At 46.8% G+C, this 15,911-nt stretch carries 11 protein-coding genes; 3 read left to right on the top strand and 8 right to left on the bottom strand.

Features of this window, described 5'->3' with window-relative positions; all coding sequences use genetic code 11:
- The 4 genes from ACM5Q9_RS03970 to ACM5Q9_RS03955 form a co-directional block, all read right to left on the bottom strand.
- A complete protein-coding gene (locus ACM5Q9_RS03970; protein WP_418143430.1) occupies positions 1-498 on the bottom strand; it encodes a hypothetical protein in 498 nt (165 codons plus the stop codon).
- A gap of 251 nt (positions 499-749) precedes the next feature.
- Positions 750-1,937: a serine/threonine transporter SstT gene (gene sstT, locus ACM5Q9_RS03965; protein WP_418143635.1), complete on the bottom strand. Its 1,188-nt coding sequence runs from the start codon at positions 1,935-1,937 to the stop codon at positions 750-752.
- A 219-nt stretch (positions 1,938-2,156) separates the two neighbouring features.
- The gene (locus tag ACM5Q9_RS03960) at positions 2,157-4,430 is read right to left on the bottom strand and encodes a nitric-oxide reductase large subunit (RefSeq protein WP_418143429.1); all 2,274 of its coding nucleotides are present in this window, start codon (positions 4,428-4,430) and stop codon (positions 2,157-2,159) included.
- A 71-nt stretch (positions 4,431-4,501) separates the two neighbouring features.
- Positions 4,502-5,014, bottom strand: coding sequence for a hemerythrin domain-containing protein (locus ACM5Q9_RS03955; RefSeq protein ID WP_418143427.1), 513 nt, complete (start codon positions 5,012-5,014; stop codon positions 4,502-4,504).
- Between the two features lie 153 nt (positions 5,015-5,167).
- On the opposite strand from ACM5Q9_RS03955, the gene norR reads away from it, so the two are divergent.
- Positions 5,168-6,709: a nitric oxide reductase transcriptional regulator NorR gene (gene norR, locus ACM5Q9_RS03950; protein WP_418143426.1), complete on the top strand. Its 1,542-nt coding sequence runs from the start codon at positions 5,168-5,170 to the stop codon at positions 6,707-6,709.
- A gap of 84 nt (positions 6,710-6,793) precedes the next feature.
- Here the strand turns inward: norR and uvrB are convergent, their stop codons facing one another.
- Positions 6,794-8,815 (bottom strand): excinuclease ABC subunit UvrB, encoded by a 2,022-nt coding sequence (uvrB, locus tag ACM5Q9_RS03945; protein WP_418143425.1) that lies wholly within the window; start codon positions 8,813-8,815, stop codon positions 6,794-6,796.
- 100 nt (positions 8,816-8,915) lie between these two features.
- Here uvrB and ACM5Q9_RS03940 point away from each other — a divergent pair, with 100 nt between their 5' ends.
- Both ACM5Q9_RS03940 and lexA read left to right on the top strand, forming a co-directional pair.
- On the top strand, positions 8,916-10,115 hold the full coding sequence (locus ACM5Q9_RS03940) for an amino acid aminotransferase (protein ID WP_418143424.1): 1,200 nt from the start codon (positions 8,916-8,918) through the stop codon (positions 10,113-10,115).
- A gap of 80 nt (positions 10,116-10,195) precedes the next feature.
- A complete protein-coding gene (lexA, locus tag ACM5Q9_RS03935; protein ID WP_418143423.1) occupies positions 10,196-10,849 on the top strand; it encodes a transcriptional repressor LexA in 654 nt (217 codons plus the stop codon).
- Positions 10,850-10,949: 100 nt separating this feature from the next.
- Here lexA and ACM5Q9_RS03930 read toward each other — a convergent pair whose 3' ends face one another.
- From ACM5Q9_RS03930 to ACM5Q9_RS03920, 3 genes are all read right to left on the bottom strand, one after another.
- Complete coding sequence (locus tag ACM5Q9_RS03930; protein WP_418143422.1) at positions 10,950-11,981, bottom strand: NADP-dependent oxidoreductase; 1,032 nt, start codon at positions 11,979-11,981, stop codon at positions 10,950-10,952.
- Between the two features lie 187 nt (positions 11,982-12,168).
- The gene (locus tag ACM5Q9_RS03925) at positions 12,169-14,805 is read right to left on the bottom strand and encodes a TRAP transporter permease (protein WP_418143421.1); all 2,637 of its coding nucleotides are present in this window, start codon (positions 14,803-14,805) and stop codon (positions 12,169-12,171) included.
- A 90-nt stretch (positions 14,806-14,895) separates the two neighbouring features.
- Positions 14,896-15,891, bottom strand: coding sequence for a TAXI family TRAP transporter solute-binding subunit (locus tag ACM5Q9_RS03920; protein ID WP_418143420.1), 996 nt, complete (start codon positions 15,889-15,891; stop codon positions 14,896-14,898).
- Positions 15,892-15,911: the final 20 nt, after the last annotated feature.

The following is a 15,911-nucleotide window of genomic DNA, read 5'->3' as shown; positions in this document are numbered from 1 at the left end:
TTATTTCAAATTTAAGGTAATGGTATAAGGAATAGCCTGCGCTGCATTGTCAAGCGCAGCCTTTTCCTGCTGTACTTCCATGTTTTCCTTGAACATGACCCGAAGTTCATAAAGGCCATCTACCGGAATAATGAAATCAGTATCCCGCTCGAGGATTTTGGTTTCGGGTCCGAATAAAACCATATCCAGGAAATCATCCCCTTTCAGGTTGACCCTTAAGACCTGGTCTTGCGTGGCACGAAATTGATAAGCCGAATACCCTGCTCCCATAATGTAACCGGTATAAATCATGGCAGGTTCTTCTGGCGAAAAACTGACATTCTGGGTCATATTGGTCAAGGAATTGATGATGGCCTCGTTGTGTTTTTCGGTATCCTGCTTGATTCTTACCGCTTCTGAAGCGTAGTGCGTTTCCAGCTTGCCTACGATAACAACCGAAGCAACCGTAAAAACAAGAATAATACCAACGAGAACTTTAGAGGCCTGTGAAAAATGCATATCAGTGCTTTTGAAGTGTACAAACGGAATGCGCCACTTTTTGGGTGGCAAGGGCAAAAGTCTACATCAATATATCGTATCTGAACAGTTCTGCAGATTGAAAATCATCTTTATCCCTCTGTTATCGCTGTTGCCAGGCAGCCTCTTCCGGTCATAGATAAAAAAATCGACTGGTTCTTTTAGGTTGCCCGCCACTGACAGACAACTTCACTCCAAAAACCAGTCAATTTCATTTAAAAACCAGCAAAAAACTAGGCTTTAGGCAACGAGGCGGCGGCTGTAAAAAGTACGTCAGTTGAAGAGTTCAAGGCCGTTTCTGCCGAGTCTTGCAATACGCCAATCACAAAACCCACACCCACTACCTGAATCGCAATATCATTGGAAATACCAAACAGGCTGCAAGCCATGGGGATCAGTAACAGGGAACCGCCTGCCACACCAGAGGCACCACAAGCGGCAATGGTGGATATGATGCTAAGCAATACAATAGTCGCAAAATCAACATTAATGTTCAAGGTATTAACAGCCGCAAGTGTTAGCACGGTAATGGTAATGGCTGCTCCGGCCATATTGATAGTTGCCCCTAAAGGAATGGAAACCGAATAAGTTTCCTTGTCCAGACCCAGTTTTTCGCACAAAGCCAGGTTAACCGGAATATTAGCGGCAGAACTGCGAGTAAAGAAAGCAGTAAGGCCACTTTCACGCAGGCACTGGAACACCAGCGGGTAAGGATTACGCTTGAGCTTCAGAAAAACGATCAGGGGATTAACAACCAGGGCAACAAACAGCATAGAACCGAGTAGAACCGCTAACAAATGTATGTAACGCAGCAATTCACCTGCCCCAGATTCAACAATCGTGGTTGCAACAATACCAAAAATACCCAGTGGCGCCAGGCGAATAATGATCCTGACTATAGCGGTTACCGCAACCGAAAAATCGGAGATAAAAATTTTAGTGCTGTCATTCGCATTACGCAACACAATCCCAAATGCAATAGACCAAGCCAAAATGCCTATATAGTTTGCTTCCAGCAAAGCCCGCACAGGATTGGTAGTAATGCTAAGCACCAAATTCCTGAGCACTTCCACCACATTACCGGGCGGGTTTAATTGAGCCGACTCGATTTGCAGGTTCAGCTCGGATGGAAACATCAGGCTGGCAATAACGGCAACCATTGCTGAAAAAAAAGTGCCTGCCAGATATAACAGCAGCACCGGTTTAATTTGGGTTTGATTGCCTCTCTGATGACCGGAAATGGCGGCCATGACCAGGATAAAAACCAGCACGGGAGCAATAGACTTCAGTGCATTGATAAACAGGGTTCCCAATATGCTTATTGAAGGAACGGCCGAAGGCCAGATAATGGCCAACAGGACACCGGCAACCAGGCCAATAGCGATTTGAAGCACCAGACTACCGTTTTTAATAAAATTCATCACGGGATTACCCGTTGGCTGACCCGTAAGGTCCATGATTCAGTACCCACAAAAATTAAATTAATAATATAAACGACTGCATTCAAAATAAAACAATCGTAAAAGTGCGTAAATCTACCATATTTTCATGCCTTTTTGGAAAACCCATCTGTGATTGTCCAACAAAATGGCCCAATCGGTAAGGATCGGGCCATTCATCAAACCAAGTTAAACATTGACTTAAGCTGCGTAAGCTTTTTTGCCTTCAGCTTGTTCGGCTTTACCGGTTACACCGATAAATACCTGCCATGCTATGGCCAGGGCACCGATGATAAAGACAACATCACTGATGGTACGAACCCAGCGTAAAGTTTCCAGAATATCTTGCTGCAAGAAAGCTTCACTACGTGCGTACCACATACCTTCGCTAAGACTTGCATGGAACTGGATAAGACCGATTGGCAGCAAACTGGTTACGATCATGCCAACAACACCCAGGTTCAGGCACCAGAAAGCGGTTTTCATCAGTCCGGCACTAAATACCATATTTGGACGGATGTAACGCAAGACCAACAGCACGAAACCAAGGGCCAGGAAGCCGTACACACCAAACAGGGCTGCATGAGAGTGAACAGCAGTTGTATTCAGGCCTTGGATGTAGTACAGGGCAACAGGAGGATTAACCATGAAACCAAATACACCGGCACCCAACATGTTCCAGAAGGCTACGGCAATGAAGAACACCAGGGGCCAATGAAGGTTTTCCATCCATGGGGCCAGGGTTTTTAGTCTCCAGTTTTCCCAGGCTTCATAACCCAGCACAACCAGAGGTACAACTTCAAGCGCACTGAAAGAAGCGCCAACTGCCATGACAGGTGTGGTGGTACCCGCAAAGTACATATGGTGGAATGTACCTGGAACGCCACCAAGCATAAACAAGGAAGCAGATGCCAGGCTGGCTGCGGTTGCCATGCGTTTTGAAACAAGGCCCATTGAAGAGAAAATAAATGCAAGGGCTGTTGTGGCGAATACTTCGAAGAAGCCTTCAACCCACAGGTGAACCACCCACCAGCGCCAGTATTCCATTACAGTAAGGTGGGAACGCTCACCATAGAACAGGCCGGCACCGTAGAACAGGCCAATACAAATACATGAAGCCGTAAACAGGATCAATAGATGTTTGTCGCCTTTTTGTCTAAGGGCACTAACCACACCATTCATCATTAGCACCAGCCAGAAGGCAACGCCAACAAATTTGATAATTTGCCAGAAACGGCCCAACTCAAGATATTCATATCCCTGGTGACCAAACCAGAAGTTCAGTTCACGAGGCATGATGTTGGCAATAGCCAAATAGTTACCAATATAAGAGCCCACGACCAAAACAACCAGAGCCCAGAAAAGAATGTTAACACCCAGTTTCTGGAATTTCGGATCTTTGCCACCGTTGATGATTGGCGCAAGGAAAAGACCGGCAGCCAGGAATCCAGTTGCAATCCAGAATAGCGCGCTTTGCAAGTGCCAGGTTCTTAGCAATGAATATGGAAACCATTTTGACAGCTCAATGCCGTAAAAAGTTTGGCCCTCTACCGTATAGTGCGCTACGGCACCACCCATGAATACCTGGAAAACGAACAGCGCCACTACCAAAACACAGTACTTGCCCAGTGCTTTTTGTGAAGGAGTCAACACGAATGTTGTAATCGGATCACGGGCAGGAACCTTAACCTCTTCATGATCTTCCTTGCGCAGGAAAGCCCAGCCCCATACCAGAAAACCAACACCTGCAATCAGCACAACCACACTAATAATTGACCACATAATGTTCTCAGGTGTAGGAACGTTATCGATCAAGGGCTCATGTGGCCAGTTGTTAGTATAAGTGGCGTTATTGTAATCAGGACGCTCTGTTGATGCGGTCCAGGCTGTCCAGAAGAAGAACTTGGCCATATCAAAACGGTCTTGCTCATCAGGAAGCGTATTGGTTTTCATCGCAAAGCTTTCACGAGAACCATTCAAGGCAGGATCATCACCAAACAGGGCAACATAATAGTTGGCGGTATCTTTCATTGCAGCAAGACGACGATCAGATACCAGCACTTCATCTTTTTCAAGATCATAAGTGTTGGTGCGATACTCTTCTTTCAGCTTCACTTTCAGAACGGCTTTTTGCTCTTCTGAAGTTTGCTCGTAAGGAATACCGAACTCGTCCTGGGAAGCCAGATTCAGCCACGCAATTAATTCACGATGCAGCCAGTCTGAAGTCCAGTCCGGTGCTTGCAAAGCACCGTGGCCAAAAATGGAACCAACCTGCATGCCACCGGCATTTTGCCATGCATTTTGACCATCAAGAATATCTTCCTTAGTGAATAAAACGTCACCGGAAGCCGTAACAATCTTACCGGGAATAGGCGGTGCGTTGCGATAGACCTCAACCCCGAAATACCCCAGAATACTAAACGTGACCGCAAGAATCGCGATTAGCGTCCACCATAATTTTTTATAACTACCCATTTTGAATTCCTTAATTTAACTGTGTTGGCGTTATGTTTCATTAATAACCAGCATCAGCCAGAAATTTACTTTTATTTAAACAAGACTTCATTTTCAAGTTCTAGATGTAATCGCAGATCTTCAACAAACTCCCCTATTCCAGAATATAATTTTTCCCATGAACCACAGGCGCTATCAGGCAAAAACAGGTTTCTGGTTACCTTCAGCAGACTGTCAACTCCCTCTTCATGCTGTTCGTGCTCAAGCAACATGACCGAAATCGGTGTTCGTGCCATCTCTCTCATGCCGTTGAGAAGCATCGGAAACAACACTTTTTCCTCTTTCATCATGTGGCTGTCCAATTCCTGCCAAATATTCGTCAGAACATCGGCCAATCCAGCCGGGCAATCAGGATCATCTTCATGTACCATTTCTATCTTTCTTGACAGCTCAATCAGGGCCGGTAATTGTGCCCGGTGCTTATCGTGAAAATTCACCTGAATGTACGGTATGAGTACATCCGGCTTTTCACTGCCAAGATTCAATTTCTGAATAATAGAAGGCACTTGATCCGATTCCATTTGCTTATTTAATAGAACGCTCATTGTGCGAACTCCTGTAGTTAATACTCAGAGAACAATAAGCAATGTTCGTGCCAATATTTTTTTAATCTAATTATCAATGACTTATATTTTTAATGGTATATAATACCCTAATCAATGAGGGTAAAATTAACCATAAAAAGGGTAAAAAATACCATGCTATACAGCATTCTTGCCGATATGAACGATGAACTACCGGGTGCATTAAGATTGCAACGGCTGGTTCAAACCATTCAAACCCAATTCAACTGTGGTGCGGTTGGTCTATTGGCCATAGATGATGATGCCCTCAAACTGGTTTCCGCCAAAGGACTGGTTCATGAATCCCTCGGACGCCGCTTCAAGATCAAAGAGCATCCTCGCTTTGCCGCCATACTGGCTAGTCGAGAACCCGTTCTGTTCGAACCACGTACTCCCCTGCCAGATCCTTACGATGGCCTGCTTGATGGCAGGGCCGGTGAGCCTCTGCTGGTACATGACTGCCTGGGCATGAGCCTGTATATAGAAGGCAAACTATGGGGAGCCATTACCCTGGATGCCATTGAAGATACCTTTACCGAAGAGTCCATTGATATTCTTGCCCGCTATGCCTTGCTAATCCAGACCTGCATCAGAATAACGCAACTGGAAAAGGATAATAAAAGCCTGCGACAGCTCAGTATTGCTTCCGGCCAGAGTACCGCCATCAAAACAGAGCAGGAAATTATCGGGCAAAGTGAACCCATCAGGAAGTTGATGCGAGAGCTGGACGTGATTGCCGATGCTAACCTGCCCGTTTTGCTATTGGGTGAAACCGGTGTAGGCAAGGACCTGTTTGCCCAACATATTCACCGCCACTCAAAACGCAGCCATAAACCCATGATTCATGTTAACTGCGCCGCCCTGCCTGAAAACCTGGCGGAAAGCGAGTTGTTTGGTCATATAAAAGGGGCTTTTTCGGGTGCGGAAACAGAGCGTCCCGGTCGCTTTGAGGCTGCAAATGGGGGTACGATTTTCCTGGATGAAGTGGGTGAGTTGTCGCTTAACATTCAGGCAAAGCTGCTGCGTACCTTACAAAATGGCGAGATACAACGCCTGGGCGCCGATAAATCCAAAAAAGTGGATGTAAGGATTATTGCCGCCACCAACCGTGATCTTAAGGCCAGCACCCTGGACGGCAGTTTCAGGATAGACCTGTATCACCGGCTCTCGGTTTATCCCATTCATATTCCGCCATTGCGTGAACGCGGCAAAGACATACTGATGCTTGCCGGTTATTTTCTGGAATTCAACCGGGCCCGGCTTGGCTTGCGTGGCATACGCCTTACCAAAGAAGCTGAACAGGCTTTAATGGCTTATGACTGGCCAGGTAACGTCAGGGAACTTGAGCACATTATCAGCAGGGCTGCCATTAAAATGCTAAGCGGTGGCGCATCACGCAATAATATATTAAGTATAGAACCCCGGTATCTGGACATCCTCAACAATCATCCGGCCATTTACAGTCAGGACGAAACACAGACGGACACCCCATCGCTGGCACACGAACCCATAAAGCCAGCCATACAGCCGATGAATGAAGCACTCAAGACATTCCAACACGACCTTATCGCGGCCGCCCTTGAACAAAGCGGGCAAAATTGGGCCAATGCCGCACGACTACTGGAAATGGATGCCAGTAACCTTCATAAACTGGCCAAACGACTGGGCCTTAAATAATCCAACAGCTTTATGAATCAAGCTGTAGAGCAGTCATGTCACCCTTTTTAGTTATGCAAATTCGGGCCTGCACTGGTTGCCCGCTTAACTCAAAAGCGCTTTTTGCTTAAGGCGGGTCAAGGTATCCCGTACGGCAGCGGCTTGCTCAAACTCAAGGTTGCGGGCATGTTCATGCATTTGTTTTTCCAGCCGCTTGATTTCACGTGACAGTGATTTTTCATCGCCAATAACATCCATGAATTCCATTTCATGATTCAGGCTTTCTTGCGCGGCATTGGAAATCACGCCATCAATCATTTCCTTGACGGCTTTGCGAACGCCTTTGGGCGTAATGCCATGCTCTTCATTGTGCTTCATCTGCTTGGTACGGCGCCGCTCCGTTTCACTAATCGCTTTATGCATCGAATCAGTGATACGGTCTGCGTACAAAACAGCTCTACCATTCAAGTTACGCGCCGCCCGTCCAATGGTTTGAATCAAACTACGCTCTGAACGTAAAAATCCTTCTTTATCCGCATCCAGAATAGCCACCAAAGACACCTCGGGAATATCCAGCCCTTCACGCAACAAGTTAATCCCCACCAGCACATCAAAATGACCCAACCTCAGGTCGCGAATGATTTCAACCCGTTCAACCGTATCAATATCCGAATGCAAATAACGTACTTTAAGCCCGTTTTCGGTCAGGTAATCAGTCAAGTCTTCAGCCATGCGCTTGGTTAGGGTCGTTACCAAGACCCGCTCACCCTGGGCAATACGCAATTTTGCCTCTCCCAGCAAGTCATCAACTTGCGTAGCTGCAGGACGAACTTCAACCACAGGATCGATAAGGCCGGTAGGACGCACCACCTGCTCTACAATATTGTCTGAATGCTCTTTTTCATAATCGGCGGGTGTCGCAGACACAAACACACTTTGCCGCATGCGCTGCTCGAACTCCTCCATCTTGAGGGGCCGGTTATCTAGCGCAGAAGGAAGCCTGAAACCAAATTGCACCAACGTTTCCTTACGTGACCGGTCGCCCCGGTACATGGCCCGCAATTGCCCCATCATGACGTGACTTTCATCGAAAAACATGAGCGCATCTTCGGGCAGGTAGTCAATCAGGGTAGGCGGAGGGTCCCCCGGTGCCGCACCGGACAAATGTCGCGAGTAGTTCTCGATGCCTTTGCAAAAACCTAACTCCTGCAGCATCTCAATATCGAAGCGGGTACGTTGCTCTATTCTTTGCGCCTCAACCAATTGATTGTTATTGATAAAAAACTGAACCCGATCGCGTAATTCTGACTTGATGGTTTCAATGGCCCGTAACACCGTGTCGCGTGGTGTTACATAGTGCGAACTGGGATATACCGTAAAGCGTGGTACTTTTTGCCTGACCTTACCGGTAAGCGGATCAAAAAGCTCAAGGGTTTCAATTTCATCATCAAAAAGCGTGAGCCTTAACGCCAGCTCGGCACTTTCCGCAGGGAAAATATCAATGACCTCACCACGAACCCTGAACGCACCCCGATCAAAATCAACATCATTGCGCTCGTATTGCATCGCAACCAGCCTGCCTAAAAGCTCTTGCCGGGGAATCCGGTCTCCGGCACGCAAAATAAGCACCATGGCATGGTAATCGGCAGGATTACCAATACCGTAAATACACGATACCGTTCCAACAATAACGGTATCCCGCCTTTCGAGCAGGCTTTTTGTAGCGGAAAGACGCATCTGCTCGATATGTTCGTTAATTGAAGAATCTTTTTCTATGAACAGATCGCGCGTAGGGACATAAGCCTCGGGCTGGTAATAATCGTAATAAGAAACAAAATATTCCACTGCATTATGCGGAAAAAATTCACGCATTTCAGCGTATAATTGTGCTGCAAGAGTTTTATTGGGCGCCAGGACCAATGCCGGTCTGCCAAGTTGAGCAATCGTATTGGCCATTGTGTAAGTTTTACCCGAACCAGTTACGCCCAGCAAAGTTTGAAACATCAGGCCGTCACGTATTCCCTCCGTCAAGGACGCTATAGCCTTGGGCTGATCCCCAGCGGGTGGATATGGCTGATACAGCTTAAAAGGACTGCCCGGATATTCTACGAAACCTGGTTCACTCATGCTAGACTTTTACTTTAATGATCTGATTGAATATAAACACGCAATCATACATTATCCTCTTTATTTAACAACTTCGGCAAATCTGCCACATATCATGAAGATGACCACACTTTTTGAATCTGTCGAGCTGGCTCCTCGCGACCCTATTCTTGGCCTGAATGAACAATACAACGCTGACACCCGTTCCTCCAAAGTGAATTTGGGCGTAGGCGTTTATTATGACGATGAAGGACGAATTCCACTTTTGAAAGCCGTACAGAAAGCAGAGGTGGATCGCATTGAAGCAGCGGCTGCGCGTGGTTATCTTCCTATCGAAGGCATCAAGAACTATAACAAAGGCGCACAAGAACTGCTACTGGGCAAAAATTCCCCATTGGCCAATGAAGGACGCACCCTGACATTCCAGGCCCTGGGTGGAACAGGTGCCCTTAAAATCGGTGCAGACTTCCTCAAGCAAATCACCCCAGATTCAAAAGTATTCATCAGCAACCCAAGCTGGGAAAACCACCGCGCCCTTTTTGAGCGTGCCGGTTTCACCGTAGATACCTACACCTACTACGATGCACAAACCCACGGACTCAATTTCGAAGGCATGCTGGCCTCTTTCAAAAACATGCCAGCCAAGTCTATCGTGGTCCTGCATGCATGCTGCCATAACCCAACCGGTGTAGACCCTACCCTTGACCAGTGGAAACAAATCGTTCAGGTTATTCAGGAAAAAGACCTTATTCCTTTCTTGGACATTGCTTACCAAGGCTTTGGTGATGGTCTTGAAGAAGACGCTCAAGTGGTTCGCCTGTTTGCGGATGAAGGCATTTCCATGTTCATCAGCTCTTCTTTCTCCAAATCATTCTCCCTGTATGGCGAGCGTGTTGGTGCATTAACCCTGATCACTAGCAGTGCAGATGAATCCACCCGCGTTTTAAGCCAAGTCAAGCGTGTTATTCGCACCAATTACTCCAACCCGCCAACCCATGGCGGCACCATCGTAAGCAGTGTCCTGAACTCTCCAGAACTGTTTGCCTTGTGGGAAGAAGAACTGGCAGGCATGCGCAATCGTATTCGTGACATGCGCCAGCAACTGGTTGCCAAGCTTAAAGAGCACGGCGTTACACAAAACTTTGATTTTGTGCTGGCACAGCGCGGCATGTTTTCTTATTCAGGCCTAACTGCTGAACAGGTGGATCGCCTGCGTAACGAACACGGTGTTTATGCGGTTTCAAGTGGCCGCATTTGCGTTGCCGCCCTGAACAGCCGTAATATTGATTACGTAGCCAAGGCAATTGCACAAGTATTGTAAACAAGTACTTGCATTTTAGCTGTAAATGAAGCAAAATCGGGCTGTATGAATATACAGTCCGATTTTATGGCATTTACAGCATGACTATTAAACTAACCGCAAGACAGCAGCAGGTTCTGGATTTAATCCAGCAAAATATTATAAAAACAGGTTTCCCACCTACGCGTGCTGAAATCGCCAAAACACTAGGCTTTAAATCACCTAACGCTGCCGAAGACCATCTTAAGGCATTAGCCAAAAAAGGGGCTATTGTTTTAACCGCAGGTGCTTCCCGCGGCATCCGCCTGGCAACAAGCAATCCTGGCCCAAGCCACCAAGAAGAATCTTTCCTTGATAAAGTTTCACAAGTGCTATTGCCTGTAGTAGGGCATGTGGCAGCCGGCAACCCCATTCTTGCAGCAGAACACATTGATCGTGAAATTAACGTAGACCCTTCCCTCTTCACGCAACAGCCCGATTTCCTGCTTAAGGTAAAAGGCCAAAGCATGAAAGATATCGGTATCCTTGATGGCGATTTGCTAGCGGTAAAAAAATACCCAGAAGCCCGAAACGGTCAGGTAATTGTGGCTCGGATAGAAAATGAAGTGACGGTAAAGCGATTCATCAAGAGAGCCTCACACATAGAACTATTACCCGAAAATCCTGATTTTGCGCCAATAATCGTACGATCCAATCAGGAATTCAGCATAGAAGGTATAGCCGTAGGCCTGATCAGAACCCAGAACCTGAGTTAATTTAACGCTTAAGAAAATCATCTTGGCATTGTTCTTGAAATTTAAAGAACAATGCCATTTTTGTATTTAATCTAAAGTCAATTGGAATAATAATTATTGATCAAACCAGCTTAACCAATTGCTTGCCAAAATTATGACCCTGCAGCAATCCTAAAAATGCCTCAGGTGCAGTTTCCAGGCCATTGCTTATCGATTCCTTGAAAATAAGCACACCATCAGCGACAGCTTCAGCCAATTCAGCCAATGCTTGTGGCCAAATATCAAGATGGTCTGAAATAATAAAACCGGTAACGCTAGCCCGCGAAACCAAAATTGCCCGTGGATTGCTAATGGGAATAGAGCGTCCATCATAGCCGGCAATCAAGCCACAGATCGCCACCCTTGCAAACGGGTTAAGGTTTTCAAGTACGGCATCCATAATGTAGCCACCCACATTTTCGTAATAGGCATCCACACCATTAGGCGCCAGTTGCCTAAGTTCATGTGACAGTGTTTCAGTATCGGGGTAGGCTTTGTAATCAATGCAATCATCAAACCCAAGGATTTCAACCACATAATCACATTTTTCTGGTCCACCGGCAATACCAATAACACGACAACCTTTTTGCTTGGCCAACTGTCCTACCACGCTACCTACCGCGCCTGATGCCGCACTAACCACAAGGGTTTCACCTGCCTTTGGCTTGAGGACTTTATTAAGCCCATACCACGCCGTAATGCCAGGCATGCCTGCAGCACCCAGGTAAACGCTCATGGGAATACTTGAAACATCAATTTTACGTATATGATTGCCGTCATTAGATGGATTGGCAAGGAAATACAATTGCCAACCGCCCGTACACAGTACCGTATCACCTACTTTAAAATCGGCATGCCGAGACTCCACCACTTCGCCAACGGTTCCGCCCTGCATAACCGTATTCAGTTCTTGCGCCGCGGCATAGTTTTTGGCTTTACTCATTCTTCCCCGCATATACGGATCAAGGGACAAATAATGATTACGAACCAGGACTTCACCCTCATCAATTTGGTTAATAACTTCATCATGCAACCTGAAGCAATCAGTGGTTACCACTGCACTTGGATATTGATCAAACAGATACTGCTTGTTCATATAGGGAAATCCGGACATAGTTACTTCCTTTATTCAATGAGTTATAAAGCCATTCCCCATGGGAATGATTATTGCTTGCCTGTCCGGCATGATACCTGCTTTCCAGTCAGGCTTAAAGCATGAAGGAAATTAAAAACACCATACCCTGATTATGAATAACAGAATATGGTGTTTTATCTAGTACTTTATAACGGTTGATTAACGTCTAGCCCAGACTGGCTCGTGCCCTGCTATTACCATGGCCAGGCATATTTTTCATCCTTTTGCCCTGCGCAAGCCAAATCAGGACAAGTAATACAAGCGCAGGTACAAAGAACCACAACTCTGAAGGACGATCAGGGTTTGGAACCTTAACCTCAAGGACGTCCCACCCTGCTTCCCATCCCGATTTTTGGGCGCTACTACCAAAACGAACGCTAGCTAACTGAACCTGATCTCCCAAAGCCATAAAATTAAGCCCTGCGGCACTCAGGCGTTTTCTGCCCATTGTTTCTTTATTAGACAAATCCTCACTTTCGGTCAGAACTGGCAGATTTACCGCAACAGTTTTGACAATTTCATCACCCTCAATATTAAACCCCTGCAGCACAGCAACAAAACGGGTTGACTCAGGCAAGTCTGCAGCTACCGTATAAATTTCTGTCACGGGTCGTGATACATACTTGTCAGCCAGCTTATTCATGAACCAGTCTGGCCTGAAAAGCAAGAAGGTGACCAGCAACAGCAGGATCACTTCGATCCAGTTGCATTTAATCCTGAACCAGGCCATGGTTGCTGCCGCAAAAGTAAGGGATGCCAACGTGGCACCAAAGACCACCAAGATCAGCTCCCACGTGCTTCCAATGCCAATCAGCAGGATCAATGGATTGAAAATGAAGATAAATGGCAAAATAACAGTTCGCATTGCATAGGTTACCCCCATGATGCCGGTTTTAAGAGGATCTTCCCCTGAAATTGCCGCTGCGGCAAATGTTGCCAAACCAACCGGCGGCGTAATATCTGCCATGATGCCGAAATAAAAAACAAACATATGGACGGCAATTAACGGGATGATAATGCCATTTTGTGCTCCCAGCTCTACCACAACCGGTGCCATCAGGGTTGCCATCAAGATATAGTTGGCAGTGGTTGGCATGCCCAATCCCAATACGAGGCAAACCGCTGCGGTAAAGAACAGCATAACCAGCACGTTACCCATGGAAACCAGCTCTACAAAAGCCGTCATCCGCAGGCCCAGGCCGGTTAAAGTAATTGCCCCCACGATAAGCCCCGCCGTACCACAGGCAATCGCAATACTAATCATGTTGCGGGCACCTTCCTCAAGACCGGTCAGGGTTTCAGAAACGCCTTGTTTGGCGGCGGAAGCCATGTGTTGCTTGCGGAAATAAGCAATCAACGGACGCTGTGTCAACATCTGGAAAATCATTGACATACTTGCGTAAAAAGCGGACAGGCCCGCAGAAAGCTGTTCTACACCAAGACACCAAACCAGGATACCGATAGGAATAAGAAAATACAAGCCGGCCCGTACAGTTGGCCAGGCTTCCGGCCTGACCGGATTGGTAATATCAATCTCTGTTGGCAAATCGGGATGGGCTGCCGTAATACGCAATAACCACACATACAGTACAACCAATAGACCAAGCAAAATCCAGATGGCCGCATCACCGGCAACTTGTTGAACGCCCACGCCTATCCAATACACCAGACCCATTACGATCAAGGTACCCGAAATGCCAAAACCCCATCCTGCCAGTTTTTGCGTGACGGTTTTAGGCTTGCCCGCACTCATCATCGGTTCAATGCCCAGTTTCAGGGCTTCAAGGTGAACGATATAAAACAGGGCAATGTAGGATATACTGGCTGGTAAAAGCGCATGTTTGATGATATCGGTATAAGGAATACCAACATATTCAATCATCAGGAAAGCAGCGGCCCCCATTACTGGCGGCATAATTTGCCCGTTAACGGAAGAGGCGGTTTCAATGGCTCCTGCCCGGATTCCACCATAGCCAGACTTTTTCATGAGTGGAATGGTAAAAATCCCCCCGGTTACCACATTGGCAACCGATGAAGCGGATACGATGCCGTTTACTGCGGAAGAAACCACCGCCACCTTTGCCGGGCCACCACGTAAATGTCCCAGCAAGGCAAAAGACACCTGCATCATATAGTTACCCGCGCCACATCGATCCAGCAAGGAACCCAGCAACACGAAAATAAAGATATAAGAAACCGAAACCCCCAGCGCCACACCAAAAACACCCTCGGTGGTTAGCCACATATGAGACATCAAGCGCTCTACCGATGCGCCCCTGTGGGCCAAGACATCAGGCAGGTATGGGCCTAAAAAAACATACAGCAGGAATACCGCACCAAGTATGGTCATGGGCGCGCCTAATGCACGACGCGTAACTTCCAGCAATAATATAAGGCCGATACTGGCCGATACGACATCAACCGTGGTTGGCAAACCGGGACGTAAAGCCAACTGGTTGTAGAATAAATAAAGATAAGCACCACAAAAGCCGCCCATGATGGCAAAAATCCAGTCATACCAAGGCATATAATTGGAGGCTTTTTTACTGAATGGGTAGGCCAAATAACCCAGGAAGATAGCAATACCCAAGTGGATTGAACGCGCTTCGGTATCGTTGAAAATGCCAAAATTAAACGTGAACGGCAATGGCGAAGAGTACCATAACTGAAAAAATGTCCAGATTAGTGCGCCAATGGCCAAAACAGCGCCTGCAACCCCGCCAACATGTCGCCCTCCCCTGTCAACATCGGCAACCATCTGTTCGAGCGCAGCATTTTTATTTGCGTCTAGATCCGTACTCATAATTTTCCTTCCTGGATTTACAACAAAAAGGTCACCGTTGGAACATTCAAAAGGCGAATTCCAGACCAGTGACCTTCAAAAACAATATTATTACTTGATTAAACCTTTTTCCTTAAAGTATTTTTCAGCACCTGGATGCAATGGGGCAGACAAACCGTTTTTAACCATATCTTCTTTTTTCAGATGCGCTAATGCAGGATGCAGTTTTTTGAAATCTTCAAAGTTATCAAATACAGCTTTGACGACGTTATAAACAGACGCTTCCGGAACATCCGAAGAGGTTACGAAAGTGGCTAACACACCGTAGGTTTCAGTCGGGTCAGGATTGTTTTGATAAAGGCCACCCGGGATGGATACTTTTGCATAGTACGGGTTTTCTTCAACCAGTTTATCCACTTCAGGTCCGGTAATAGGTACCAGTTTTGCACCGCAAGTAGTGGTGGGATCCTGGATGTTGGCTGAAGGGTGGCCTACGCCATAAAGGAAACCGTCGATTTTGCCATCACACAGTGCTGAGCCATGCTCATCCGGACGCAACTCTGAAGCAAGCGAAAAGAACGTCATATCCAGGCCTTTGGCCTTCAACAACTGCTCCATGGAGGCACGTGTACCTGAACCCGGATTGCCGACGTTGAAGCGTTTACCCTTAAGGTCATCAAACGACTTAATGTTGGCTTCCTTGCGGGCAAGAATGGTAAACGGTTCTGGATGAATGGAAAATACTGAACGCAGTTTTTCGAAAGGTTCCTTGAACTGGCCTTCACCTTTATAAGCGTTATAACCAACGTCAGACTGCACTACCCCAAGATCCAGTTCACCGGCTTTAATGGTGTTTGCGTTAAAGACGGAACCACCGGTTGATTCAACCGAACAACGCAAGCCATGGTCTGCACGGTCTTTATTGACCAAACGGCAAATAGCACCGCCTGCGGCGTAGTACACACCGGTAACACCGCCCGTACCGATACTGACAAATTTTTGTTGGGCAACTGCAGCACCCGGTGCGGCAATGACGGAAAATAAAGTTAGTGCACTTGCTGACAAGGCAAAACGTTTGGCTAGTGATTTTTTCAACAGTTTACTCATGAATTCTCCCTGCTATACAT

Source organism: Advenella sp. RU8, from assembly GCF_048381675.1.
In the GTDB taxonomy this organism is placed as follows: Bacteria; Pseudomonadota; Gammaproteobacteria; order Burkholderiales; family Burkholderiaceae_B; genus Advenella.
The sequence above is the reverse complement of the archived record's forward strand: the minus strand, read 5'-3'. Positions and strand labels throughout refer to the sequence as shown.

Excerpts from the sequence above, each read along its gene's own strand:
- ACM5Q9_RS03925 (WP_418143421.1), bottom strand. The coding sequence starts at position 14,805 with ATGAGTACGGATCTAGACGCAAATAAAAATGCTGCGCTCGAACAGATG.
- ACM5Q9_RS03970 (WP_418143430.1), bottom strand. The coding sequence starts at position 498 with ATGCATTTTTCACAGGCCTCTAAAGTTCTCGTTGGTATTATTCTTGTT.
- lexA (WP_418143423.1), top strand. The coding sequence starts at position 10,196 with ATGACTATTAAACTAACCGCAAGACAGCAGCAGGTTCTGGATTTAATC.
- ACM5Q9_RS03920 (WP_418143420.1), bottom strand. The coding sequence starts at position 15,891 with ATGAGTAAACTGTTGAAAAAATCACTAGCCAAACGTTTTGCCTTGTCA.
- ACM5Q9_RS03940 (WP_418143424.1), top strand. The coding sequence starts at position 8,916 with ATGACCACACTTTTTGAATCTGTCGAGCTGGCTCCTCGCGACCCTATT.
- ACM5Q9_RS03930 (WP_418143422.1), bottom strand. The coding sequence starts at position 11,981 with ATGTCCGGATTTCCCTATATGAACAAGCAGTATCTGTTTGATCAATAT.
- ACM5Q9_RS03955 (WP_418143427.1), bottom strand. The coding sequence starts at position 5,014 with ATGAGCGTTCTATTAAATAAGCAAATGGAATCGGATCAAGTGCCTTCT.
- norR (WP_418143426.1), top strand. The coding sequence starts at position 5,168 with ATGCTATACAGCATTCTTGCCGATATGAACGATGAACTACCGGGTGCA.
- ACM5Q9_RS03960 (WP_418143429.1), bottom strand. The coding sequence starts at position 4,430 with ATGGGTAGTTATAAAAAATTATGGTGGACGCTAATCGCGATTCTTGCG.
- uvrB (WP_418143425.1), bottom strand. The coding sequence starts at position 8,815 with ATGAGTGAACCAGGTTTCGTAGAATATCCGGGCAGTCCTTTTAAGCTG.
- sstT (WP_418143635.1), bottom strand. The coding sequence starts at position 1,937 with ATGAATTTTATTAAAAACGGTAGTCTGGTGCTTCAAATCGCTATTGGC.